The sequence below is a fragment of the Phytoactinopolyspora limicola genome, from assembly GCF_011320225.1.
GTDB classification, from domain to species: domain Bacteria; phylum Actinomycetota; class Actinomycetes; order Jiangellales; family Jiangellaceae; genus Phytoactinopolyspora; species Phytoactinopolyspora limicola.
Window position 1 is genome coordinate 18,059 of the sequence record NZ_JAAOEN010000026.1, and the last position, 22,948, is coordinate 41,006.

At 67.9% G+C, this 22,948-nt stretch carries 19 protein-coding genes and 1 tRNA gene; 8 read left to right on the top strand and 12 right to left on the bottom strand.

Going from position 1 to position 22,948, the window contains the following annotated elements; genetic code table 11:
- Window positions 1-51: 51 nt before the first annotated feature.
- Window positions 52-124: transfer RNA gene (locus tag G8760_RS28365), tRNA-Asn, on the bottom strand.
- A gap of 333 nt (window positions 125-457) precedes the next feature.
- On the opposite strand from G8760_RS28365, the gene G8760_RS28370 reads away from it, so the two are divergent.
- The 7 genes from G8760_RS28370 (at window position 458) to G8760_RS28400 (ending at window position 8,741) form a co-directional block, all read left to right on the top strand.
- On the top strand, window positions 458-1,459 hold the full coding sequence (locus tag G8760_RS28370; RefSeq protein WP_166356176.1) for a Gfo/Idh/MocA family protein: 1,002 nt from the start codon (window positions 458-460) through the stop codon (window positions 1,457-1,459).
- The gene (gene iolC / locus G8760_RS28375; RefSeq protein WP_246222716.1) at window positions 1,456-2,430 is read left to right on the top strand and encodes a 5-dehydro-2-deoxygluconokinase; all 975 of its coding nucleotides are present in this window, start codon (window positions 1,456-1,458) and stop codon (window positions 2,428-2,430) included. Before G8760_RS28370 ends, iolC begins: the two co-directional genes overlap by 4 nt.
- An 8-nt stretch (window positions 2,431-2,438) precedes the next feature.
- A complete protein-coding gene (locus G8760_RS28380) occupies window positions 2,439-3,377 on the top strand; it encodes a Cgl0159 family (beta/alpha)8-fold protein (RefSeq protein WP_425502410.1) in 939 nt (312 codons plus the stop codon).
- A gap of 28 nt (window positions 3,378-3,405) precedes the next feature.
- Complete coding sequence (gene iolB, locus G8760_RS28385) at window positions 3,406-4,320, top strand: 5-deoxy-glucuronate isomerase (RefSeq protein WP_166356177.1); 915 nt, start codon at window positions 3,406-3,408, stop codon at window positions 4,318-4,320.
- A 78-nt stretch (window positions 4,321-4,398) separates the two neighbouring features.
- Window positions 4,399-6,279 (top strand): 3D-(3,5/4)-trihydroxycyclohexane-1,2-dione acylhydrolase (decyclizing), encoded by a 1,881-nt coding sequence (gene iolD / locus G8760_RS28390; RefSeq protein ID WP_166356178.1) that lies wholly within the window; start codon window positions 4,399-4,401, stop codon window positions 6,277-6,279.
- A 40-nt stretch (window positions 6,280-6,319) separates the two neighbouring features.
- A complete protein-coding gene (locus G8760_RS28395) occupies window positions 6,320-7,816 on the top strand; it encodes a CoA-acylating methylmalonate-semialdehyde dehydrogenase (RefSeq protein WP_166356179.1) in 1,497 nt (498 codons plus the stop codon).
- Window positions 7,817-7,832: 16 nt separating this feature from the next.
- On the top strand, window positions 7,833-8,741 hold the full coding sequence (locus tag G8760_RS28400) for a sugar phosphate isomerase/epimerase family protein (RefSeq protein ID WP_207782831.1): 909 nt from the start codon (window positions 7,833-7,835) through the stop codon (window positions 8,739-8,741).
- A 76-nt stretch (window positions 8,742-8,817) separates the two neighbouring features.
- On the opposite strand, the gene G8760_RS28405 is transcribed toward G8760_RS28400, so the two are convergent.
- The 6 genes from G8760_RS28405 to G8760_RS28430 form a co-directional block, all read right to left on the bottom strand.
- On the bottom strand, window positions 8,818-11,064 hold the full coding sequence (locus G8760_RS28405) for an ATP-binding cassette domain-containing protein (protein ID WP_166356180.1): 2,247 nt from the start codon (window positions 11,062-11,064) through the stop codon (window positions 8,818-8,820).
- A 6-nt stretch (window positions 11,065-11,070) separates the two neighbouring features.
- Window positions 11,071-13,020, bottom strand: a complete 1,950-nt coding sequence (locus G8760_RS28410) for a protein kinase domain-containing protein (RefSeq protein WP_166356181.1) — start codon at window positions 13,018-13,020, stop codon at window positions 11,071-11,073.
- 179 nt (window positions 13,021-13,199) lie between these two features.
- Entirely contained in the window at window positions 13,200-14,117 is a 918-nt protein-coding gene (locus tag G8760_RS28415; protein WP_166356182.1) for a sugar phosphate isomerase/epimerase family protein, read from the bottom strand.
- Between the two features lies 1 nt (window position 14,118).
- Window positions 14,119-15,276, bottom strand: coding sequence for a dihydrodipicolinate synthase family protein (locus G8760_RS28420; RefSeq protein WP_166356183.1), 1,158 nt, complete (start codon window positions 15,274-15,276; stop codon window positions 14,119-14,121).
- 67 nt (window positions 15,277-15,343) lie between these two features.
- On the bottom strand, window positions 15,344-16,495 hold the full coding sequence (locus G8760_RS28425) for a Gfo/Idh/MocA family protein (protein ID WP_166356184.1): 1,152 nt from the start codon (window positions 16,493-16,495) through the stop codon (window positions 15,344-15,346).
- A 150-nt stretch (window positions 16,496-16,645) separates the two neighbouring features.
- Entirely contained in the window at window positions 16,646-17,503 is an 858-nt protein-coding gene (locus G8760_RS28430) for an NmrA family NAD(P)-binding protein (protein ID WP_166356185.1), read from the bottom strand.
- Between the two features lie 166 nt (window positions 17,504-17,669).
- Between G8760_RS28430 and G8760_RS28435 the strand changes: the two genes are divergently transcribed.
- A complete protein-coding gene (locus G8760_RS28435) occupies window positions 17,670-18,626 on the top strand; it encodes an AraC family transcriptional regulator (protein ID WP_166356186.1) in 957 nt (318 codons plus the stop codon).
- Here G8760_RS28435 and G8760_RS28440 read toward each other — a convergent pair.
- From G8760_RS28440 to G8760_RS28460, 5 genes are all read right to left on the bottom strand, one after another.
- Window positions 18,594-19,055, bottom strand: coding sequence for a hypothetical protein (locus G8760_RS28440; RefSeq protein ID WP_166356187.1), 462 nt, complete (start codon window positions 19,053-19,055; stop codon window positions 18,594-18,596). The genes G8760_RS28435 and G8760_RS28440 overlap by 33 nt on opposite strands.
- Window positions 19,052-19,564, bottom strand: a complete 513-nt coding sequence (locus G8760_RS28445; RefSeq protein ID WP_207782832.1) for an RNA polymerase sigma factor — start codon at window positions 19,562-19,564, stop codon at window positions 19,052-19,054. The genes G8760_RS28440 and G8760_RS28445 overlap by 4 nt, the downstream gene beginning before the upstream one ends.
- On the bottom strand, window positions 19,554-20,519 hold the full coding sequence (locus tag G8760_RS28450; protein WP_166356188.1) for an alpha/beta fold hydrolase: 966 nt from the start codon (window positions 20,517-20,519) through the stop codon (window positions 19,554-19,556). Before G8760_RS28450 ends, G8760_RS28445 begins: the two co-directional genes overlap by 11 nt.
- A 140-nt stretch (window positions 20,520-20,659) precedes the next feature.
- On the bottom strand, window positions 20,660-21,703 hold the full coding sequence (locus G8760_RS28455; RefSeq protein WP_166356189.1) for a LacI family DNA-binding transcriptional regulator: 1,044 nt from the start codon (window positions 21,701-21,703) through the stop codon (window positions 20,660-20,662).
- 186 nt (window positions 21,704-21,889) lie between these two features.
- A complete protein-coding gene (locus tag G8760_RS28460) occupies window positions 21,890-22,876 on the bottom strand; it encodes a sigma-70 family RNA polymerase sigma factor (RefSeq protein ID WP_166356190.1) in 987 nt (328 codons plus the stop codon).
- Between the last annotated feature and the right edge of the window lie 72 nt (window positions 22,877-22,948).

Here is a 22,948-nt window from a genome sequence, read left to right on the forward strand (position 1 = left end):
GTCGCCACGATCGACTTCGTTGCTTCGGCTCTGAACTGCGCAAATGTGTAGCTCCCGCACCTGGACTCGAACCAGGAACCCTCTGATTAACAGTCAGATGCTCTGCCAATTGAGCTATGCGGGACCGCTGGCGCGTAACGCCAGCCGCCGCAGAAGGTTACCAGGAAACGGGGGCTGTTTCCCAATCGGCGAGCTGGCTCGGTGTGGGCTGGACGGGCCGGTTCGAGGGGTGCCTCACGGTCCCAATGTCACGGCAGGCATAGTAGGTTAGGACAGGACGTAAGAATGTCAGGACAAAGTCTTGACGAGTGACGTTTGCCCGAGCAAGACTCGCACCAAGCCTCGCGGCCAGGGCCACCCTGGTCAGCCGTTGTTACCGGGTGAGGCCCAGCGGGTGGGTGAGGTGCCGGTGCGCCTGTGGCCGGCTAGGGCAGACCGATATGAGGAGCGTAGAAGCATGCGGATCGGGTTGGTGGGTGTTGGACGCATCGGGGCGTCCCATGCGCAGGTGGTCCGGGACCACCCGGAGGTCACCGAATTGGTGTTGGCAGATGCCGATGCCGCCCGGGCCGCCAAGGTGGCTGCCGACCTCGGTGTACGCGCCGTCGAGACACCGGAGCAGGCGTACGAAAACGTCGACGCGGTCGTCATCGCGGCGGCCACGGCGGCACACGCCGAGCTGCTGATCGCGGCGGCCCGGCGCGGGCTGCCGGCCTTCTGCGAGAAACCGGTGGCGCCGGACATCGCCGGCACGGTACGTGTGCTGGATGAGGTGCGACGTGCCGGCATCCCGAACCAGATCGGCTTTCAGCGCCGGTTCGACGCCGGCTACGCGGCAGCGCGTGAGGCCGTCCGCACCGGAAAGATCGGCGGGCTACGCCGGGCGCACCTGGTGACCGCCGACGCCGAGCCGCCACCACCCGGATACATCCCCACCTCCGGCGGCATCTTCCGCGACTGCCACGTGCACGACTTCGACATTCTGCGGTGGGTCACCGGGCGGGAGGTGGTCGAGGTGTATGCCATCGGCGCCGCGCGCGGTGCGCCGGAGTTCGCCGAGTCCGGCGACGTCGATCAGTCCGCGGCGCTGCTCACGCTGGACGACGACACCGTCGTCACGCTCCAGGGGTCGCGCTACAACGGCGCCGGTTACGACGTGCGAATGGAGGTGGCTGGAACGGAGGGCACCTACGCCGTGGGTCTCGACGACCACACCGCACTCGTCTCAACCGAACCGGATGTCACCTTCCCGGCCGGAGAACCGTTCCGGGAGTTCTGGTCCCGCTTCTTGCCCGCGTATCAGGCCGAGATCAACGCGTTCGTCGACGTTGCCGCGGGTACCCGGCCGAGTGCTTGCACGGTGGCCGACGCCTTGGAGAGTTTCTACATCGCCGAGGCCGCCACCCGCTCCCGCGTCGAACACCGCCCGGTGCGCATCGAGGAGGTCCGGATCGGATGAGCGGAGCGCCACCAGACGCCATGAACGGCCCTCACGAGGTCCTCACCATGGGCCGCATCAGTGTCGACGTCTACCCCCAACAGGTAGGTGTCGGCCTGGAAAACGTGGAGACCTTCGGCAAATACCTCGGCGGCAGCTCCACCAACGTCGCCGTCGCAGCCGCCCGCCACGGCCGCCGGGTAGGCACCATCACCCGGACCGGTGATGACCCCTTCGGTCGTTTCCTGCACCGGGCGCTGCGCGAGTTCGGCGTCGACGACTCGATGGTTGCCGCCGTTCCCGGCCTGATGACGCCGGTGACGTTCTGCGAGATCTTCCCACCGGACGATTTCCCGCTCTACTTCTATGGGCGCACTCCAGCGCCGGATCTGCGGATCGCCGCGGACGAACTCGATTACGACGCGATCCGTGCCGCCGAGGTGTTCTGGGTGACCGTCACCGGGCTGTCCGAGGAACCCAGCCGCAGCGCCACCCTTGCCGCTCTGGAGGCGCGGGGGCGCGCCGGCATCACCATCCTCGATCTCGATTACCGGCCGATGTTCTGGGTGTCGCGTGAGGTGGCCCGAGAGCAGATCGAGCGGGCCCTCCCGCACGTCACGGTCGCCGTGGGCAATCTCGACGAGTGCCTGACCGCGGTCGGCGAAGACGAACCCCGAGCCGCCGCGGCGGCCTTGCGAGCTCGTGGCATCGACGTCGCCGTCGTCAAACAGGGACCCAAAGGGGTACTGGCCCAGGACACCACCGGCACCTACGAAGTCGCACCAACACCGGTCGACGTCGTCAACGGCCTGGGCGCCGGAGACGCGTTCGGTGGCGCGCTGTGCCACGGGTTGCTGTCCGGCTGGGACCTGGAGCGTGCCATCCGCTTCGCCAACGTCGCAGGTGCGATCGTCGCGTCTCAGATCGCTTGTTCGTCGGCGATGCCGACCACGGCCGAGGTCGAGACGCTCCTGAAAGGGGCTACGTCGTGATGGGTGAGATGATCGAACACGACCACCCGGTCGCCGCGGGCCAGCAGGCACCGGACGCTGACCGTGATGGGCGGCTGCGGACCATCGTGCGGGCCCGGACCGGCCGCCCGGGGGCGATCGCCGAGGCGGCCGCGCGGCGGATCCGCCCGGACAGCCTCGTGGGCCCGTCCGGCAAGCTGATGGTGATCGCGGCCGACCATCCAGCGCGTGGATCGCTACGGGCCGGCAGTGATGCGATGGCTATGGCCGACCGCGCCGACCTGCTCGACCGGATGTTGATCGCGCTCTCGAGGCCGGGGGTCAACGGAGTGTTGGGTACCGCGGACCTCCTTGAAGACCTCTTGCTGCTGGGGGCGCTGGACCGGAAGGTCGTCGTGGGCTCCATGAACCGCGGCGGGCTAGCCGGCACCTGCTTCGAGATCGACGACCGCTTCACCGGATACAACGCCGAAACCATCGACCGGATGGGTTTCGAGATGGGGAAGATGCTGCTGCGCATCGACCCCGAGGACCCAGCCACCGTCGCCACGATGGAAGCATGTGCCACAGCGGTGTCGCAGCTGGCGGCGCGGCAACGAGTGGCCCTGGTCGAGCCGTTCATCTCGCACAAAGTGGACGGCCGGGTCCGCAACGATCTGTCCACCGACGCGGTGGTGCGGTCGGTCGCGGTCGCGGCCGGGCTCGGCACCACGTCGGCCTATACCTGGCTGAAGCTGCCCGTCGTCGATGACGACCCCGAAGGTATGGAGCGGGTGCTGGCCGCTTCGACGCTGCCGGCGGTGCTGCTCGGCGGGGAGGTCCCCGACGACCCCGACGCCGCGTTCCGGCAGTGGGAGAAGGTGTTGCGGCTGCCGACGGCGATGGGGCTGGTGGTGGGGCGTACCCTGCTGTATCCGCCGGACGGTGACGTCGCTGGGGCGGTGGACACCGCGGTGAGTTTGTTGTGAGCGGCGAGTGTGGTTCGAGGTGGATGTGATGACGCGCAACGATCATTTTCTTCCGGCGGGGGATGCGGTCGGCGGGCCGTTCGTGCTGGCGGTGTCGCCGGCCACGGACGGCCCGCTCGGCTACTCGTCGTTGCGGATCGTCGAGCTGGTAGCCGGCGAGACACACACGTTCGATACCGGCGACGAAGAGATGTTCGTGCTGCCGCTGTCCGGATCGTGCACGGTGGTGTGCGACGGCGAGGAGTTCACCGTCGACGGTCGGGAGAACGTCTTCGCCCGGGTGACGGACTCGGTATACGTGCCACGCGACGCCGGGGTGTCGATCACGGCGACGGGACCTGGCCCCGGGCGGTTCGCGCTGCCAGCGGCGCGGTGCACCAACCGGCTGCCGGCGCGGTACCGGGCGGCTGAGGACGTCCCGGTGGAGATCCGCGGTGCTGGTCACGCCACCCGCCAGGTGAACAACTTCGGATCGGCCGGGGTGTTCGAGGCGGATCGGCTGATCGCGGTCGAGGTGATCACTCCGGCGGGCAACTGGTCGTCGTACCCGGCGCATAAACATGATGAGCACCGCCCGGGTGAAGAAACCGAACTGGAGGAGATCTACTACTTCGAGATCTCCGACGGTCCTGGAGCGGACGGGGCCGCCAGCCGTGGCACCACGGATCGGCAGGGGTTCGGCTTCCACCGGGTCTATGGGACTCCCGGCCGGCCGATCGACGTGCTCGAGGAGGTGCGTACCGGCGACGTCGTGCTGATCCCGCATGGCTGGCATGGCCCGTCGGTGGCAGCGCCCGGCTACCACATGTACTACCTGAACGTGATGTCCGGTCCTGGTGAGAAGCGGGAGTGGCTGATCTGTGACGACCCCGCGCACTCCTGGGTCCGCGACGAGTGGCCGGACCAAAACCCGGACCCCCGCCTACCCCTCACCTCCCCATGATCGTTGGCTTTCGACTACCGGATCCGGTAGTCGAAAGCCAACGATCATGGGATGGGGTGTGGACGAAGGAGAGATGAGATGGCGACGACGGTGCGGCTGACGGTCGGGCAGGCGACGGTCCGCTTCCTCGCCCAGCAGTACACCGAACGCGACGGCGTCGAGCACAAGTTCGTCGACGGCTGCTTCGGTATCTTCGGCCACGGCAACCTCGCCGGACTCGGTCAGGCGCTGCTCGAGGCTGAGGTCAACGACCCGGGCGCGCTCACCTATCGGCAGGCCCGCAACGAGCAAGGTATGGTGCACGCCGCGAGCGCGTTCGCCCGGATGCGCAACCGCCTCTCCACGCTGGCGTGTACCGCCTCGATCGGACCTGGCGCCACGAACATGGTCACCGGCGCCGCGTTGGCCACCATCAACCGGCTGCCGGTGCTGCTGCTTCCCGGCGACGTCTTCGCCACCCGCGTCGCCAATCCCGTGCTGCAAGAACTGGAGAGCCCGGCCGGTTACGACGTGTCGGTGAACGACACGTTCCGCCCGGTGTCCCGGTTCTTCGACCGCGTCTGGCGCCCGGAACAACTACCGTCGGCCCTGATCGGCGCCATGCGGGTGCTCACCGACCCGGCCGAAACGGGGGCCGCCACCATCGCGTTGCCACAAGACGTACAGGCGGAGGCTTTCGACTGGCCGGTCGAGCTGTTCGAGCGCCGCGTATGGCATGTGCCGCGGCCGGTGCCGGAACCAGCCGCGCTGGCCCGCGCCGTCGAAATGATCCGGTCCGCGCAGGCCCCGATGATCGTCGCCGGCGGCGGCGTCATCTACAGCGAGGCATCCGAGGCCCTGCGGGAGTTCGCGGAAGCCACTGGTATTCCGGTGGGGGAGACCCAGGCCGGCAAGGGTTCGCTGCCGTACGATCACCCGCTGGCACTGGGGGCGGTGGGGGCGACGGGCACGACGGCGGCCAACCGGATCGCCCGCGACGCCGACGTCGTCATCGGGATCGGCACCCGGTACAGCGATTTCACGACGGCCTCCCGCACCGCGTTCCAGCATCCCGACGTGCGCTTCGTCAACGTCAACATCACCGGGTTCGACGCGGCCAAACACGCCGGCGTGCCGGTGGTGGCCGACGCGCGGGAGACGCTGGTAGCGCTGACCAGAGACCTCGCGGGATACGACACCGGCGCGGACTACCGCGAGCAGGCGCGGGCGCTGGCCGCCGACTGGGACACCACGGTGGAGCGGGCCTACCGGTTGGGGCACGAACCGCTGCCGGCACAGTCCGAGGTGATCGGCGTGGTGAACGACCTCTCCGGGCCGCGCGACGTGGTGATCTGTGCGGCTGGTTCCATGCCCGGCGACCTGCACAGACTCTGGCGCACCCGCGACCCGAAGGGTTACCACGTCGAGTATGGGTACTCCTGTATGGGCTACGAGATCGCGGGTGGGGTCGGCGCGAAGCTGGCTAGCCCGGACCGGGACGTCTACGTCCTGGTGGGCGACGGCTCCTACCTGATGATGGCGCAGGAGCTGGTCACGGCCGTTCAGGAAGGTATCAAGATCATCGTGGTGCTGGTGCAGAACCACGGCTTCCAATCCATCGGGGCACTCTCCGAGACGGTTGGTGTCCAGCGATTCGGCACCAAATACCGGTATCGCGACACCACCACCGGGCGCCTCGAAGGGGACCGGCTGCCGGTCGATCTCGCCGCCAACGCCGCCAGTCTCGGCGTCGAGGTGCATCGGGCCCGCGGCATCGACGAGTTCCGCGCCGCACTCCGTCAGGCACGAGAAGCGACGGGGCCGGTGTTGGTGCATATCGACACCGACCCGCTGGTCTCCGCACCGGACAGTGAGTCCTGGTGGGACGTACCGGTAGCCGAGGAGGCCGAACTCGACGCCACCCGTGCGGCACGCACCGCCTACGAACAAGGCAAAGCCGCTCAACGCGACTACCTGTGACCCACCTGCCGCAGCCAGCTTGAAATAGGAAGAGGACACCGTGACAACCATCCAGCACTGGATCGGCGGACGGACCACCGCCGCAACGTCGAACCGGACCAGCCCGGTGTGGAACCCGGCCACCGGCCAACAGCAGGCCGAGGTACTGCTGGCCGAATCCGCCGACGTGGCCACCGCCGTCGCTGCCGCTCGTGCGGCCTTCGAGGGATGGTCGCAGACGTCGCTGTCGAAGCGAGCCAAGATCCTCTTCAGCTTCCGGCAGCTGGTGGACGCCCGCGCGCAGGACCTGGCCGAGATCATCGCCGACGAGCACGGCAAGGTGGTCTCCGACGCCCTCGGTGAGGTGCAGCGCGGCCTGGAGGTCGTCGAGTTCGCCTGTGGCATCCCGCACTTGCTCAAAGGCGACTACTCCGACCAGGTGTCCACCGGTGTCGACGTGTTCAGCTTCCGCGAGCCGCTGGGTGTAGTCGCCGGGATCACGCCGTTCAACTTCCCGGTCATGGTCCCGATGTGGATGCATCCGGTGGCCATCGCCTGCGGCAACACCTTCGTGCTCAAACCAAGTGAACGGGACCCGTCGGCGTCGATGCTGGTCGCCGAGCTCTGGGCGGAGGCCGGGTTGCCCGACGGCGTCTTCAACGTCGTCCATGGCGACAAGACGGCCGTCGACGCGATTCTCGACCACGACGACGTCGCGGCCGTGTCGTTCGTCGGCTCCACCCCGATCGCCCGGTACATCCACCAGCGGGCCAGCGCCAACGGCAAGCGGGTCCAGGCGTTGGGCGGCGCGAAGAACCACGCCATCGTCATGCCCGACGCCGACGTCGACTACGCCTCCGAGCACATGGTGGCCGCCGCGTTCGGCTCGGCGGGGGAGCGGTGTATGGCGATCTCGGCCGCGGTGACCGTGGGTGACGCGGGCGACGGGTTGGTGGACGCGGTAGCGGCGAAGGCGGCCAACGTTCGCGTCGGCCCCGGCCGCGACCCGCGGAGCGAGATGGGCCCGGTCGTGACGGCGGCTGCCCGCGACCGGATCGTCGGGTTGATCGGCACCGGCGCCGACCAGGGAGCCACCCTCGCCGTGGATGGCCGAGGATATACCGTCGACGGGCACGAGAACGGATTCTGGGTTGGTCCCACCGTCATCGACCGGGTGACTCCGCAGATGGACGTCTACACCGAGGAGATCTTCGGGCCGGTGCTGTCCGTCGTCCGGGTGGACACGGTGGACGACGCGATCGCGCTGATCAACGCCAACCCGTACGGCAACGGTACCGCCGTGTTCACCTCCAGCGGGGAGACCGCGCGCCGGTTCCAGCGAGGTGTGCAGGTCGGCATGATCGGCATCAACGTGCCCATTCCGGTACCTATGGCGTACTACTCGTTCGGCGGGTGGAAAGACTCCCTGTTCGGTGACAAACACGTCCACGGCCCCGAGGGTGTGTCGTTCTACACCCGGGCCAAGGTGATCACCTCCCGTTGGCCCCGCGTGGACAACCCAGTCGGCGCCAGCTACCACTTCCCGACCAACCAGTGACGGTGGAGGCCGCAGCGTGACGATCACAGGAATCGCGAATGCCCCGGTCAGCTTCGGGATCTTCGAGCTGACCACCGGCGCGGACTTCCCGGAGCCGGAAGCCATTCTCGCTCCGCTACAAGAGCAGGGATACACCGGGATCGACCTCGGCCCGGTTGGCTGGTTAGGCACCGGCGAGGTGCTCCGGGAGCGGCTGCGCCGGTTCGGGTTGGCCCTGGCCGGTGGTTGGCTCGACCTACCGTTCACCGCGGCCGATGACGAGTTCGACGCCGCACTCGACGGGCTCGACGAGGCGCTGAAGATCTTCGTCGCGGCCGCCGAGGAGTTCCCGGACCGGCCGCCGCTGCCCACCCTGGCGGACATGGGTTCCGACGCCCGCCGGGCCAACCCGGGTGGTGGCCCGGATCTGATGCTCGATGACGCGGGCTGGGAACGGCTGGCGACCAACGTGGCGCGGGCGGCGGCCCGGGTCCGTGCGGCTGGACTGAAACCGACGTTCCACCACCACGCATGTACCCATGTGGAGACGCCGGACGAGATCGACATCTTCCTGGACCGCACCGACGTCGACCTGACGTTCGACACCGGTCACCTGCTCATCGGCGGGGGCGACCCGGTGGAGGGCTGGAAGCGGTGGCGGACCCGGATCAACCACCTGCACCTGAAAGACGTGCGCCGCGAGGTGCTCGACCAGGTGGTGCGGGAACGGGCCGGCATGCGTGCGGTGTGGGAACGTCAGGCGTTCGTGGCGCTCGGCGCTGGTGACCTCGATCTTGCCGGGTTCATGGACGCGGTGACCGGTGATGGGTTCGACGGGTGGATCGTCGTCGAGCAGGACGTCGTTCCGTCGCCGGCGGATCCGCCGCGACGTGCCGTCGACGACCAGAGGGCGAACCGGGAAGCGCTGCGCCCCTGGGCTCCGTAGCCCGCCCAGCCCTCCCCACCCCGGCCCCATGATCATTGGCTTTTGACTACCGAATTCGGTAGTCAAAAGCCAATGATCACCGGGGGGAGGGGGAGAGGGTGTTTACCCGGCGGTGGGTCAACACCGCGAACCCGCTAGCCATCACCAGAAGGACGGCCAAGGACAGCAGCCACCACCCCGGAGCATGCGACCACAACGGGTCCTGCGGCCCATCCGGGACCAGCGTGCGCAGGTCGGACGTCGCGGCACTGGCTGCGTAACCCCATCGCGACGGGGCGAGCCAGGAGATCACACTCAACACCGCGCGTCCCGTCACCGGAATCAGACCACCACACAACACGAGCTGCGCCATCACCGTGATGACGAGGATCGGCATCACCTGTTCGGCCGACTTCACCATCGACGAAAGCCACAACGCCAGCAGACACGACGCGTAGGCGGTCAACGCGACCGCCATCGTGATCTCGACCGCGCCAGGTAGGACGGTGACACCGCTGGCAGGCATCGCCTTGACGATCGACACCGTGCCGACCAGCAGCAGCGCCTGCACGCAGCACACCGCGAAGAAAACGGTGAATTTGGCGCCGACGTAGGCCCATGGGGCCAGGCCGGCCATCTGTTCCCGGGCCAGGATCGCCCGCTCACCGATCACTTCACGCGCCGACACGGCCGCGCCCATAAACGACGCACCAACGATCAACACCACCAGCAGTTGGGTGGGTTCGGTCGGCGCGTCGATCGCCGGTGTGCGCAGGCCCTGGCCACCTGGCACCGCGAAGGCAAGCAAGGCGAGCATGACCGGCAACACCGCCAGGAACGCCGCGTAGGGCCGGTCGGCGACGATGAGCCGGCAATGACGAGCAGCCAGCGTGCGTGCCTGGCGCAGCCATCGCTGATCGGGATCGCTGGAGGTGGAACGGGTCTCCACACTGCTGTGCCGGGCCGATCGATCCGCCTGCTTCTGCCGGTCGGCTCGGTAAGCGGCGTGTGCGCCGGCCGGATCGTTGCTGACCGCGTTGAACACCTCCGACCACGACGACCAGTCGGCGCGGCGCAGGAGATCGGCGGATGTGCCCACGTAGGCGGGTAACCCACCAGGTGCCAGGAGCAGCACCTGGTCGCACAGGTCGAGGTTGGTCGGGCTGTGGGTGATGACCACCACGATCCGCCCGGAATCGGCGATCTGCCGCAACCCGGCCATGATCTGCTGATCCAGGCCGGGGTCCAGGCCCGACGTGGGTTCGTCGAGAATGAGCAGCGATGGCTCCGTCAGCAGTTCTAGTGCCGTCGACACCCGTTTACGCTGGCCACCGGAGAGCTGATCGACCCGGGTATCCGCGCGTGGCGTCAGCCCCAACTCCGCCAACACGTCGTCGACTCGGGCGTCCGCATCGTGCTGGTCGACATCGGGTGGAAGCCGTAGCCGAGCGGCGTAGGTCAGCGCGCGCCGGGTGCTGAGTTTGCCGTGCACGATGTCGTCCTGCGGGACGTATCCGATCCGGGTACGGACGACGTGTACGTCGCGATGTACGTCGAAGCCGTCGTACTCCACGCTGCCCGACGTGGGCGTGAGTATGCTGGTCAGCACCTTGGCGAGAGTGGACTTTCCGGCGCCCGACGGTCCTATGACGGCGACTAGGCTACCGGCGGACAGCTCGAGGTCCACGTCGTCGAGGAGGGTGACGCCGCCCGGCAAGGAGTACCCGAGCCGGCGCACGCTCAGCCAGGACCGTTCGGTAGCGACAACCAGCTCACCGTCGTCGAACACGAGGTCGGTGTTGCCGATCGTGATGGTGTCGCCGTTTCTCAACTGGGCCTGGCGCACTGGGCGGCCGTTGACGAAGGTGCCGTTGGGGCTGTCCAGATCGGTGATCGTCCATCCGGTGTTGGTGCTGGCCAGGACCGCGTGGTGGCGGGACGCGGTCAGATCGGGCACCACCATGTCGTTGCCCGCTCCCCGGCCAATGCGGATCTGCGCGGATGGAGTTGGTGTGTGCTGGGGCTCGGGCGTGGCCTCGGTTGTCTCGAGCTGGACGACAGGACCGCTCGCCGGGTCCGCCAGCCGGATCGTCGTGGGCTGTTCCAGTGGTAGCGACGACACGCGTTGCCCGTCGGCGAAGCTGCCAGACGTCGACTGGTCCCGAAACCACCAATGGCCATCGTCATGGACAAGGGTGGCGTGGATCCGGGACACCCGTAGATCACCGACGTGAAGTGCCGCCTCGTCGTCGCGCCCGATCGTGTACGGCCCCGGAGGGGATAACACGCGGCGCTGTGATGCTCCCAAGCCGTCGTCGACGACGACCACCAACGGAACCGGCATCGCCGGCTACTCGTCTTCGTCCGTTGTCTCGGGAACCTCGTCCGGGCTGCCCAGTACCTGGGCGTCGCCCCAGACGACATAGGTGCTCGAGCTGTTGGCCAGCGTGACCAGTTCCAGCCGGAGCACCCCGGTGACGTCGATGTCGATCTGCGCGGCGTCGCCGAGCCCCAACGTCTCCTCGAACAGCAGGCGACCGTCACCGTAGACCCCGATCTGGACTTCGGAGTCCGACGGTGCGTCGTCCCGCGGGCCCACCACGGCCCGGAACTCCCGGTAGCCCCGGCCGAGATCGAAGCCGGCCCGCCGGGGTTCGCTGCTACTCCTGGTCCACGTCAGCACCGACCGGGTGAACGTGTCGCCGGAGATCCGGGCGGCCGCGGTGTCGACCGAGCCCTCGACCGGTGATTGGTCGGCGAGGAAGGTGATCACGGGGCGCCGGGAGACGGTGAGAAGAACGTCGTCGGAGAACGGTTGCCCGGCGGCGGGTTCCTGCTGGATCACCTCGCCATCGGGAACGTCCTCGTCGAGAACGTCGATGGTCTCCACCGTCACACCCAAGCTTTCCAGTTCTCGCAAGGCGCTACCCAACCGTTCACCCACGACGTCGGGTGCGGTGACCGGCTGTTCGGCGACCACCAGTGTGACGGACTCGGTGGTGGTCGAGCCGGCCCGCGGCTGCTGAGACAGCACCGTTCCGGACGGCTCCGCGCTGGCCTCGCGCTCGACGTGGACGTCGAAGCCCAACTCGGCGAGCTGGTCCCGGGCGGCATCGACATCGTGTCCGGTGACGTCGGGGACCTCCGGGTCGTCCTCAGGTTCGTCGCCGGATTCACTTGCACCGACCTGCTCGGTGGAGTCCGCGTCGGTGTTTGCCGCGGGGTCGGCGTCTGCGGTGGCGTCGGCGTCGGTGGCGATGGGCGTGGTGTCACCGTCTCGCCCGGCGAGCGCGATGACGATGGCGATGGCCGCCCCGACGAGGATCACCGCCGCCGCGGCGATCCCGATGAGCCGTCCGCGCCGGGACCGGCCGCCGCCGGCGGCTCGGACTGGCTGAAACTTCTGTGACACCGTGCCCACCGCCAACGCTTGGGCCCATTCGACGACGTCGGTTGGCCGCCGAGACGGATCGCGTTCCAGCATCGACAGCACATGGCTGGCGAAGCCTTCGTTGTCGTCGACCCCGGTGACGGCCAGCAACCGCGTCCGCATTCCCGCGGTATCCAGCGGGTTCGGTGGTTCGCCGGTGAACAGGTAGTACGCGATGGCACCCAGGCCGAACCGATCCGACGCCTTCGATGGCGGGGCGCCGGCCACGATCTCGGGAGCCAGGTACGCGGGAGTGCCGACGAGCGTCGCGGAATCGGCGTCCGCGAACCGGGCGAAGCCGAAGTCGACCAGCCGGACCGCGCCGTCGGGGGTGACGATCACGTTCGCCGGTTTGACATCGCGGTGCAGCACTGCCGTGCCGCCGGTGGCCTCACCTCGGTGGAGGTAGTCGATGGCGGCGGCCAGCCGCGAGATGATGCGGGTGGCCTCGAGCGGATCCCGGTCGGGTCGGCGCTCCACCCAGGTGACCAAGTTCTCGCCCGGTACGAGGTTCATGACGAAGTACAGGGCGCGAGTAGACGGGTCCGACTCGCCGGGGCGGTGCGGTGCCGGTCCCTCGAATGCCTCTCGCACCTTGACCAGGTTTGGATGGTCGAGGCTGCGGAGAAGCTCGGCCTGTCCGCGTAGCCTTTCGGACAGTTGGGTATTACGTGCGTCGCTTTCCGCCGGGAGGATCTTCACCGCGACCGGCAGTTCCTGGCCGTCGACGTCGACGCTGCCCGCCCAGAGCTCACCCTCGCCGCCGCGGGATCGCAGCTCGGTCAGCTTGTAACGGTCGGGCGCGCCGAATGGGCCGACTCTGTCCTGCTCACCGTCACTCGCACTTGTCCCGGCGTCATGGTGCCGCACGCTTCCGCCTCTCCTGTCCACCAGCTGGTCGGGCCAAGCCGCGTCCCCGCCGGACACGTCGTCGGCCATAGTTGATCTCGGGAAGTTTTCCATGACAACGAGAAGAGTGCTAGTGCCCCTTCCTCCTCCCGGTGATCATTGGCTTTTGACTACCGGATCCGGTAGTCAAAAGCCAATGATCACCGGGAGGGGGAGGGGGTGGGGTCGAGCACCGTGGCGGCGTAGCGCTGCTTCATCAGGGTGACGACGTCGTCCGGGGCGGCCGCCCAGATGTCGGCGTTGAAGATCTCCACCTCGATGTCGCCCCGGTAGCCCGCGGCCTCGACGAGCCGGCGCAGGTGCCGCAGGTCGATGTGGCCGTCGCCCATCATCCCGCGGGCCAGCAGGGTATCGGCGGGCAGCGGGGTGATCCAATCGCACACCTGGAAGCTGGCGATCCGCCCGGAGGCGCGTCGGATCTGCCGCTCCACGTCCGGATCCCACCACACGTGGAACGTGTCGACGACGACGCCTACCGCCTCGACCGGATGCTGTTCGGCGAGGTCTAGTGCCTGCCCGAGGGTCGACAACACACCTCGGTCGGCGCAGTACATCGGGTGCATCGGTTCGAGCGCCAGCTGCACACCGCGGTCAAGGGCGTAGGGGACCAGTTCGGCGATACCGTCGGCGACCCGTTGCCGGGCGCCGTGTAAGTCGCGGTCTCGGCGTTGGCCCGCTTCGTCGTCGGCCGACTGATCGTGGGTGGTGCTGCCCGGCAGGACGGGCGCGCCGGAACCGCTGCCGTCCGGCAGTCCGCCCACCACCATGACCAGGCACCGGGCGTTCAGGTCGGCGGCTTCGTCGATGGCACGGCGGTTGTCGTCGATGGTCCGTCGCCGGTGTGCATCGTCGGCGACGGTCAGAAACCCGCCGCGGCACAGTGACGAGACCCGTAGGCCGGCGTCGCGCACCAGCCGCGCCGACTCGGCGACCCCGTACTCGCGCACCGGTTCCCGCCACAGTCCGATCGCTTCGAGCCCGGCCCGGACGCACCCGTCGACAGCTTCCGGCACCGACCACCCGTTGGTGGTCTTCTGGTTCAGCGACAGCCGCCGCATCTCAGGCCACCCCGTAGGTGCGCAGGAGCGTCGCCATCCGCGCCGCGGCAAGCTCCGGGTCGGGGAACAGCCGCGCGGCGTCGGCCAGCCGGAACGTCTCCACCAGATGCGGCAGGCTGCGGGCGCTCTGCAGGCCGCCGACCATGGTGAAACCCGGTTGGAAACCGGATAACCAGGACAGGAACGCGATCCCGGTCTTGTAGTAGTACGTCGGCGCACCGAACACGTGCCGGGCCAGCGGGACGGTTGGTCCGAACGCCGCCTCGTAGGCGTCGTCGTCGCCCCGATCGAGGGCTTCCAAAGCCGCGGCGGCCGCGGGTGCGATCGCGGCGAAGATGCCGAGCAGCGCGTCGCTGTGGTGGGTGCCGTCGCCGCCGATCAGCTCGGGATAGTTGAAGTCGTCCCCGGTGTAAACGCGGACCCCGGCCGGCAAACGAGTACGTAGCGCCTTCTCGTGACCGGCGTCGAGCAGTGACACCTTGATCCCGTCGATCCGCGCCGCATGATCGTGGATCAGCCCGACGACGTGGTCCGTGGCGGTCTCGACGTCGTCGCTACCCCAGTAGCCCCGCAACGCTGGGTCGAACATCGGGCCTAACCAGTGCAGAATGACCGGCTGGTCGGTTCTAGAGATGATCCGGTCGTAGACCGCCCGGTAGTCATCGGCTGTCTGGGCGACGGCGGCCAGGTGCCGGCTGGCCATCAGGATGATCTGCGCACCGGTACTTTGCACGACATCGATCTGGGTCTCGTAGGCGGCGGCGACGTCGTCGAGGCTGTTGGTGGGCTGGTCCAGGTGGTCGGTGCCGGCGCCGGCGGCGATCCGGTGTCCCGACGACGACGCTTCGGCGGCGCTGCGGCGGATGAGCTCCTGCGTCGTCGGCCAATCGAGGCCCATGCCGCGTTGTGCGGTGTCCATCGCCTCGGCGACACCGAACCCGTACCCCCACAGGTGGTGCCGGAAAGCCAGGGTGGCGTCCCAGTCGACGACGGCCGGCGCACCGGGCGTGTTGTCGCCCAACGGGTCGGCGACGACGTGCGCAGCGGCGAAGGCGATCCGGGACTGGAACGGCCGCTGGGGGAGGGGCCAGTCCGCAGCGTCGTTCATGGTGTGCCGGGTGCTGCCGCCGTCAGCGGTGGGCAAGGTGATCGTGGTCATGGCGTCTCCGTCCGTTGCGTCCTGCTCCCCGAGCGCCCCCGGCCACGCGTTGCAGGACGCAAGGTGGTCACGGCGTCAGCTCCGGCAGTTCGACGCGCGCGCCACGCCGCGAGGATTCGAGCCCGGCCTCGGCCAGTCGGACACCGCGTGCTCCGGCCAGGAAGTTGTACGGGTGCGGGCCATCGTCGACCACGTGCCGGATGAAGTCTTCCCACTGCGCCTTGAATCCGTTGTCCGTCGTGGAATTGGCGGGGACGTCTTGCCACTGGTCGCGGAAGGGTTCGGTCTCGACGAGGTCGGGGTTCCACACTGGCCGGGGGGTGGCGCCGCGGTGCTGGGCGACGCAGTTGTGCAGCCCGGCGACGGCGCTGCCGTGGGTGCCGTCGACCTGGAATTCGACCAGTTCGTCACGGTGCACCCGTACACACCACGACGAGTTGAGCTGGGCGACGACGCCGTTCTCCAGCTCGAAGATCGCGTACGCGGCGTCGTCGGCGGTGGCGTCGTACGGTTTGCCCTGCTCGTCCCACCGCTGGGGGATGTGGGTGACGGCGCGGGCGGTCACCGCCTCGATCCTGCCGAACAGGTTGGTGAGCACGTAGTCCCAATGGCAGAACATGTCGGTGACGATGCCACCGCCGTCTTCGGCGCGGTAGTTCCAGCTGGGCCGTTGGGCCGACTGCCAGTCGCCCTCGAAGACCCAGTAGCCGAACTCGCCGCGGACGGAGAGGATGCGCCCGAAGAACCCGCTGGCGATCAGCCGGTGCAGTTTGAGCAGACCCGGCAGGTACAGCTTGTCGTGGACAACACCGTTCTTGATGCCGGCCGCCTGAGCCCGGCGGGCCAGGTCCAGTGCGCCGTCGACCGTCTCGGAGATCGGCTTCTCGGTGTAGATGTGTTTACCGGCATCGATCGCTTTGATCAACGAAGCTTCGCGGACCGAGGTGAGTTGCGCGTCGAAGTAGATCTGCATCTCTGGGTCGGCGAGCGCGGTGTCGACGTCGGTGGTCCAGCGGCTGAGGCCGTGGCGGTCGGCGATCTCGCGAAGCTTGGTTTCGTTACGCCCGGCCAGTAGTGGCTCGACCCGCACCCGGGTGCCGTCGGCGAGCTCCACTCCGCCCTGCTCGCGGATAGCCAGGATGGATCGCACCAGGTGCTGGCGGTAGCCCATGCGGCCGGTGACGCCGTTCATGATGACACCGATCGACGTGCGTGCCATTCGTCCTCCTCGTCGGAAAGCGCTTACCGACGAAGCTACACCACGCTGCCGCGTTTCGGCCAGCTCCCACCACCTCCCGCCTCATGATCGTTGGCTTTTGACCCCCATATACGGTGGTCAAAAGCCAACGATCATCGGAGCGAGAGGGGGTCACTGGGTTAGGGCGTGTTTGATGGTTTCGTCGATCTCGGTGGTGCATTGGTGGACCCGGTCGCCCGCTGGGCGCAGCAAGCCGTCTTCGCCGGCGGCGTACATCTCGGCCAACTGCTCGGCGAAGTCCGACGGCAGTCCCGCCTGCTCCAACGTGCTGACCCACTCCTGGCGTGGCACGTTGACGACAGTGGCGGTCGTGTTGAGCGCCGCCGCCAGCTTCTCCGCAACCTGGCGTTCGGTGTAGGCGTGGCCGTCAAGGTCGATGACTTCGCTGTGTGTAGGTGGTTCGACCAGGAGGTTGGCCGCGACCGCGCCGATGTCCCGGGTGGCGATCATCGGGATCGCAACGTCGGCGGACGAACCGAAGTTCGGATAGATACCGTCGTGCCGAACGGCGTCGATCGCTTCCTCGAACTTCTCCTGGAAGTGGGCCGACCGGACTGCGGTCAGCACCGTCCCGGTGTCACGTAGTTCGTTCTCCAGATGGTGCAGCCAGCGGATCGGACCGGTACCCGCCGGTAGGTGAGCACCGATAGAAGACAACATGACGACGTGTGGCACGCCGCTGTCGCGTACCGCACCGGCAATGGAATCGATCAAACCACGCTGGGCTTCGGCGTCGGTAGCGCCCGGTATAAACGGCAACATCACGAAGAAGCCGTCGACACCGTCGATCGCCTTCGCCAAGCCGGCGCGGTCTCGCAGATCGACGACGGCGGCTTCGGCACCTAGATCGGTCCACGCCGCTGCCTTGGCCGAGTCCCGAACCAGGGCTCGGACGGGCACCCCCTTAGCCCGCAGCTCGCGCGCGGTGGCTCCTCCGACGTGTCCTGTTACTCCGGTGATGGCGTACATGGGCTCGCTCCGTTCGATCGTGGATGTGGTGAGCCTGAACGGCTCTGAAGTGGCGGTGGCCGTGTCTCTATTCGACCGGAACGCCGCTGCGCGGACCATGGTTGGAACGCCTGCCCACATGTCTGTGCGTCTGGCTCACCGCACACCGGCCTCGTAAGCTGGACCCATGGATGCGCTCGATGGCCTGCTGGATGGAGCCCGGGCGCGTGGGGCGATGTTTCACCAGACGATGCTGGAACCGCCGTGGTCGTTGTACATCGCCGAAGAAGCGCCGCTGACCCTGCTCACCATGCCCCGCGGTGACTGCTGGATTCTGCCCGAGGGCCTGCCGCCGGTACGGCTGAACACCGGCGACGTCGCGGTAGTCCGAGGCACCGTGCCGTACGTCGTCGCCGACGATCCGTCTACCCCGCCGCAGCTGGTGATCCATTCGGGAAACCGGGCGAAGACGATTGATGGGGTCGATCTCACCGACGAGCTGACCATGGGTGTGCGCACCTGCGGGCTGGACCCCCACGGGTCCGACGTGTTGCTCAGCGCCGCGTACCCGGTTCCGTACGACGTCAACGAGCGGCTACTGGCCACCCTTCCCACCGTCCTCGTCGTGCCGGATGCCGACGCTCGCGGGCCCCTCATGGATCTGATCGTCGTCGAAGCGGACCGAGACGATCCTGGCCAGCAAGCCGTCCTGGACCGCCTGCTCGACCTAGCCTTGATCGCCACTCTGCGGACCTGGTTCGCCCGTCCGGAAGCCGAAGCACCGGGATGGTACCTGGCGCAGCGCGATCCGATGGTTGGTCCGGCGCTTCAGCTCATCCACGATCAGCCGGCCCGGCCATGGACAGTGGCGGCGCTGGCCGGCGAGGTAGGGCTGTCCCGGTCGGTGTTCGCCCAGCGCTTCACCGAGCTGGTGGGCGAGTCGCCGATGGCATACCTGACCGGGTGGCGGCTGGTGAAGGCCGCCGACCTGCTGCGGGAGACCGACGCGACGATCGAGTCGATTGCCCGCAAGGTCGGCTATGCCAACGCCTTCGCGCTGAGTGTCGCCTTCAAACGGGTTCGTGGGGTCACACCGAGTCAGTTCCGGGCGTCAGCGCCGCGAGAGTTCGTCGAGGCGCCCTAGCTCGGCGTCGAGTGCGGGCCGCAGCGCCGGTGCCACCACCATCCGGATCGGCGCGGGGAAGCGTAGCACCTGGAGCCGGCCGAATCGGGTGCCGTCCGGGTGCGGGGCAGCGGCCATGCCGATGACGAGGAACCTGCTCTGCATCCAGCACCAGCGTGGTCTCAACACCACACTCATCCGGGCCCGCAGGCCGAGCCGGCCCCGCACGTCGGCAGTGAGCTGGTCGCCGCTGCGGTCGGTGATGCGTAACGAGCGGACGTGTGGCTGGATGTCCGGCACGGTGTGTTCCAGGTCGGCGGCGAGCGGCCACAACTGGTCCGGATCGACACCGATGACACGTTCGGCTACGACGGCGCCAGGCAACGCCGCAGCAAGGATATGCAGGCGCGCGACGGGATCGATGTCGGCGACGGGCCATGGTGTGTTCATCGTTGCCACTCCTGACGGAAGCGTCGGCGGGCGCGGAACAGCCGTGAGCGTACGGTGCCTGCCGGGACGTCGAGTACGTCGGCGATCTCGGTTTCGGTCAGCCCTTCGACACCGCGGAGGACCAGCACGGCCCGATGTTCGGGGGCGAGACGTTCGAGGACAGAGGTGATGTCGGTGTGTAGTTCGGGATCGTCCGGTGCTGGTATGTCCGCGAACCAGTCGACCGGCCCGGGGGGAACCGCCTGGCGCTGACGTGTGGTCCGGATGGCGGCACGGATCGCGATCCGCCTGGCCCAGCTCCACAGGGCGGCCGGTTCGCGGAGCTGGCCGAGCTTCTGGAAGATCGTCGTGAGCGCTTCTTGGGCGGCGTCGGGACCGTCGTGCAGGGCGATCGGGCCGCACCACCGGCCCACCGCGGGTTCTAAGCGGGCCAGGAGGTCATGCATGGCCATCGCGTCGCCGGCCTGCGCCGCCCGGACCAGGCTCGCGTCGTCACTCTCACTCAGCAAGGAAGTTCAGGAGCAACTGCTCCACCTGCTCAGGGCAGTCGGCGTGGACATTGTGCCCGCACCCTTTCAGCCGGTGGACCTGGGAGTTCTCGATGCCACGGCCTAGCCGGTCGGCGAACTCGGCCGGTAGGAAGGCGTCTTGTTCACCCCACACGATCAGCGTCGGTACGTCAACTAAGCCCAGGTCATCTTCGGTATCGGCCCAGTCCAGCCGGCGTTGAGAGAGAACCAGCGCACGCCGGTTGTCGACCTGCAGCGCGGTACGCGAGATCTCCTCGACGACCTCATCGGTCACGCGGTCGCCGTTGACAAAGGCTTTGTTGAGGAAGCCGCCGACGTCTGCGCGGCCCATCACGTTGGCCGCCGCCTCGCCGATCATCGGAATCTCGAAGATCCGCCAGTCCCACACATCGGGCTCGTCGATGCCGCTGGCGCCGAGCAGCGTGAGGGAACCGACCCGGTCTGGATGCAGCTGGGTGTACCGCAACGCCCAACCACCGCCCCATGAATGCCCGACCAGGGCGAATTCGGTGAGCCCGACAGCGTCGACGAAGACACCTAGCGCCGAGGTCATCGCGGGAACGTCGTAGGCGAAGCCGGCATCGGTGGTGGTCGTATAGCCGTTTCCGGGCATGTCCACCAGGTAGACGGTGTAATCCTCCCGTAGCGCCTCAACGGTGTCCCGGAACGTGTAGGACCACTCACCACCGCCGTGCACCATGACGACGGCAGGCCCGTTCCCGAGCTTCTGGTAGGAGAAACGCGCGACCTCGGTGTCAACGATGGACGGTGGGTGTTCGCGGTGAAACTGTGAACCAGACAACTCCGGTGACGGAGGAGTCCATAGGTACGCCAGACCCGTGAGTGCGAGAACGGCGGCTGCGACGAGGCTGCCGAAGACGAGCAGGATCCGGCGCGTCCAGACGCGTCGCGCGGGTTGGCTGGTCGGTGCCATGAGACTCCTTCACTAGATAGCTATGAAGAAGGAGCCACGAGGAAGGCGCCGGCACTCCATCAAGTGATGCAGCACACACCGCTTCGGTGCGTCGAGTCAGCTCACGCCGGAGTCCGTGCGGCCGAGCCGCGCGACGGGCGCTACCCGTTGTCGCGTGGTGGGGTGCTCTGGCGGATGACGACCTCGCCCGAGATCCTGCGTACCCTCGGCGGGTCGCCGGGTTCGGCTTCGAGTGCGAGGTCGAGGGCGATCGCCCCGGCAGTTTCCAGAGGCAGCTGAACCGTGGTGAGCGCGGGGCTGAGGTCGCGCAGGGTGGTGATGTCGTCGAAGCCGGCCATACCAAGCTGGCGAGGTAGGTCTAGGCCGTGCTCGCGGCAGGCCGTCATAGCGCCGACAGCCATGACGTCGTTGGCGGCGAACACACAATCGAGGTTCATACCTCGGTCCAGCATCTCGGTCATGGCGGCGTAACCGCCGTCGCGGGTGAAGCCACCGTGAACGACGTCGGCTGGTGCGACCGCCAACCCGCGGGCCACCAGGCCGGCCCGGAAACCTTCGACGCGGTCGCGGGCGGTGAGCAGAGTTTCCGGTCCGCCGAGGATGCCGAACCGCTGATACCCCAGGTCGACCAGCTGGACGGCGAGGTCATAGGCACCGGAGTAGTTCTCCAGCACGACGGTGTCGACCGGCAGAAGATCTTGGCTGATCATCACCACTCGGCCACCGATGCCTTCGAACGAGGCCACCTCGCGGCGCAGCGCGTCGTCGTCCGGGCTGTCGGCCATCCGGCTGCCGACCACGATGACCACCCGGCTGTGCTGCCCGCGTAGTGCGCCCAGGTGTTCGACCTCCCGGTCGGTGCGGCGTCCGGTGTTGGCCAGGGTGACGAGCATCTGATGTGCTTCCGCGGCCCGGATGACACCGGTGGCGATCGAGGAGAAGTAGGGGTCGGCGATGTCGTGGACCAGGAGGCCGGCGATGTTGGTGCGGCCTTTGGCCACCGCCTGCGCCTGGGAGTTGGCCGCGTAGTTGAGTTTGTGCGCAGCGGCCAAGACACGTTGGCGGAGTTCGTCGCCGACCTGGCGCGTGCTGCCGTTGATGGCGCGCGAGGCGGTGGCGAGCGACACACCTGCCTCCCGAGCGACGTCGGTCAGCGTGACCGCGCTGCTTCGCTGGTCGGGCATGGAGTCCCCGTTCCTGACGTGCCGGCTGGAAGGCGGTTTCCACTCTAACGCGAGCCAACCGGCTCCGGTGATGTTTTGACGGTGAGCGTCCGTCGTCGGGGGAGTGGGGCCGGTCCCACAAGACGATCGCCTGGTTGTGGCCGCGGCGGCGACAACCAGGCGATCTCGGTGCTGTTGGTGATGTGGTTAGCTGGCCCAGGCGAGCAGCGTGTGTTTGCGCTGTGGCTCGCGGAGGGCGGCCAACGCGTGCTTCTCGAGTTGGCGCACGCGTTCCCTGGACACCCCGACCTCGTCGGCCACGTCCTGGAGTGTGTGTTCGCGGCCGTCGGCGAGGCCGTAGCGCAGTTCGATGATCCGTGCCTCACGTGGCGGCAGGGAGTCGAGCACGGTGCGCAGGGAGTCGACCAACGCGTGGTGTTCGGCGACGTCCTCGGCCCGCACGACGTCGTCGTCCTCGATGATCTCGCCGACCGAGGTGTCGCCGTCTTCGCCGATGGGGGTGTCGAGGCTCAGCGGATCCCGCGAGACCCGTCGCAGTTCGATTACCCGCTCGACCGGAAGCCCGGCCTCTTCGGCGATCTCTTCGACCGTCGCGTCGCGGCCCAGCAAACGCTGGAGGTCACGCCCCACCCGATGCAGCTTGGCGACCGTCTCGGCGACGTGGACCGGCAATCGGACCGTCCGAGTCTGCTCAGCCAGTCCGCGCTGGATCGACTGGCGGATCCACCACGTCGCGTAGGTGGAGAACTTGAACCCCTTGGCGTAGTCGAACTTCTCGACCGCCCGCATCAAGCCGAGGTTGCCCTCTTGGATGACGTCGAGGAAGGGAAGCCCGCGGTTGGACAGCTTTCGGGCGACCGACACGACCAGGCGGAGGTTGGCCCGGATCATGTGGTCTTTGGCATGCTCGCCGTCCTGGGCGATGGACTCGAGCTCCCGGCGATGCTTCGGGGTGATCTTGCGCTCGCCTTCGCCGGCGCTGGCGGCTCGAAGCAACTCGGCCGCGTATACGCCCGCCTCGATGCGCTTGGCAAGATCCACCTCCTGGGCCGCCGTGAGAAGTGGTGTCTTTCCTATTTGCGCGAGGTAACGACCGACCAGGTCAGGTTCCCCGTCGGAGCCGCCGCCGCGCTTGTTGGCGCGGGTGACACTCGTGTCTGTGGCCACGGTCATGGCTCCTCCCTTCCTGTGGTAATCGGACGGTACCCAGTTCGTCCGACGAACATACGTTCACAACGTCCGGGG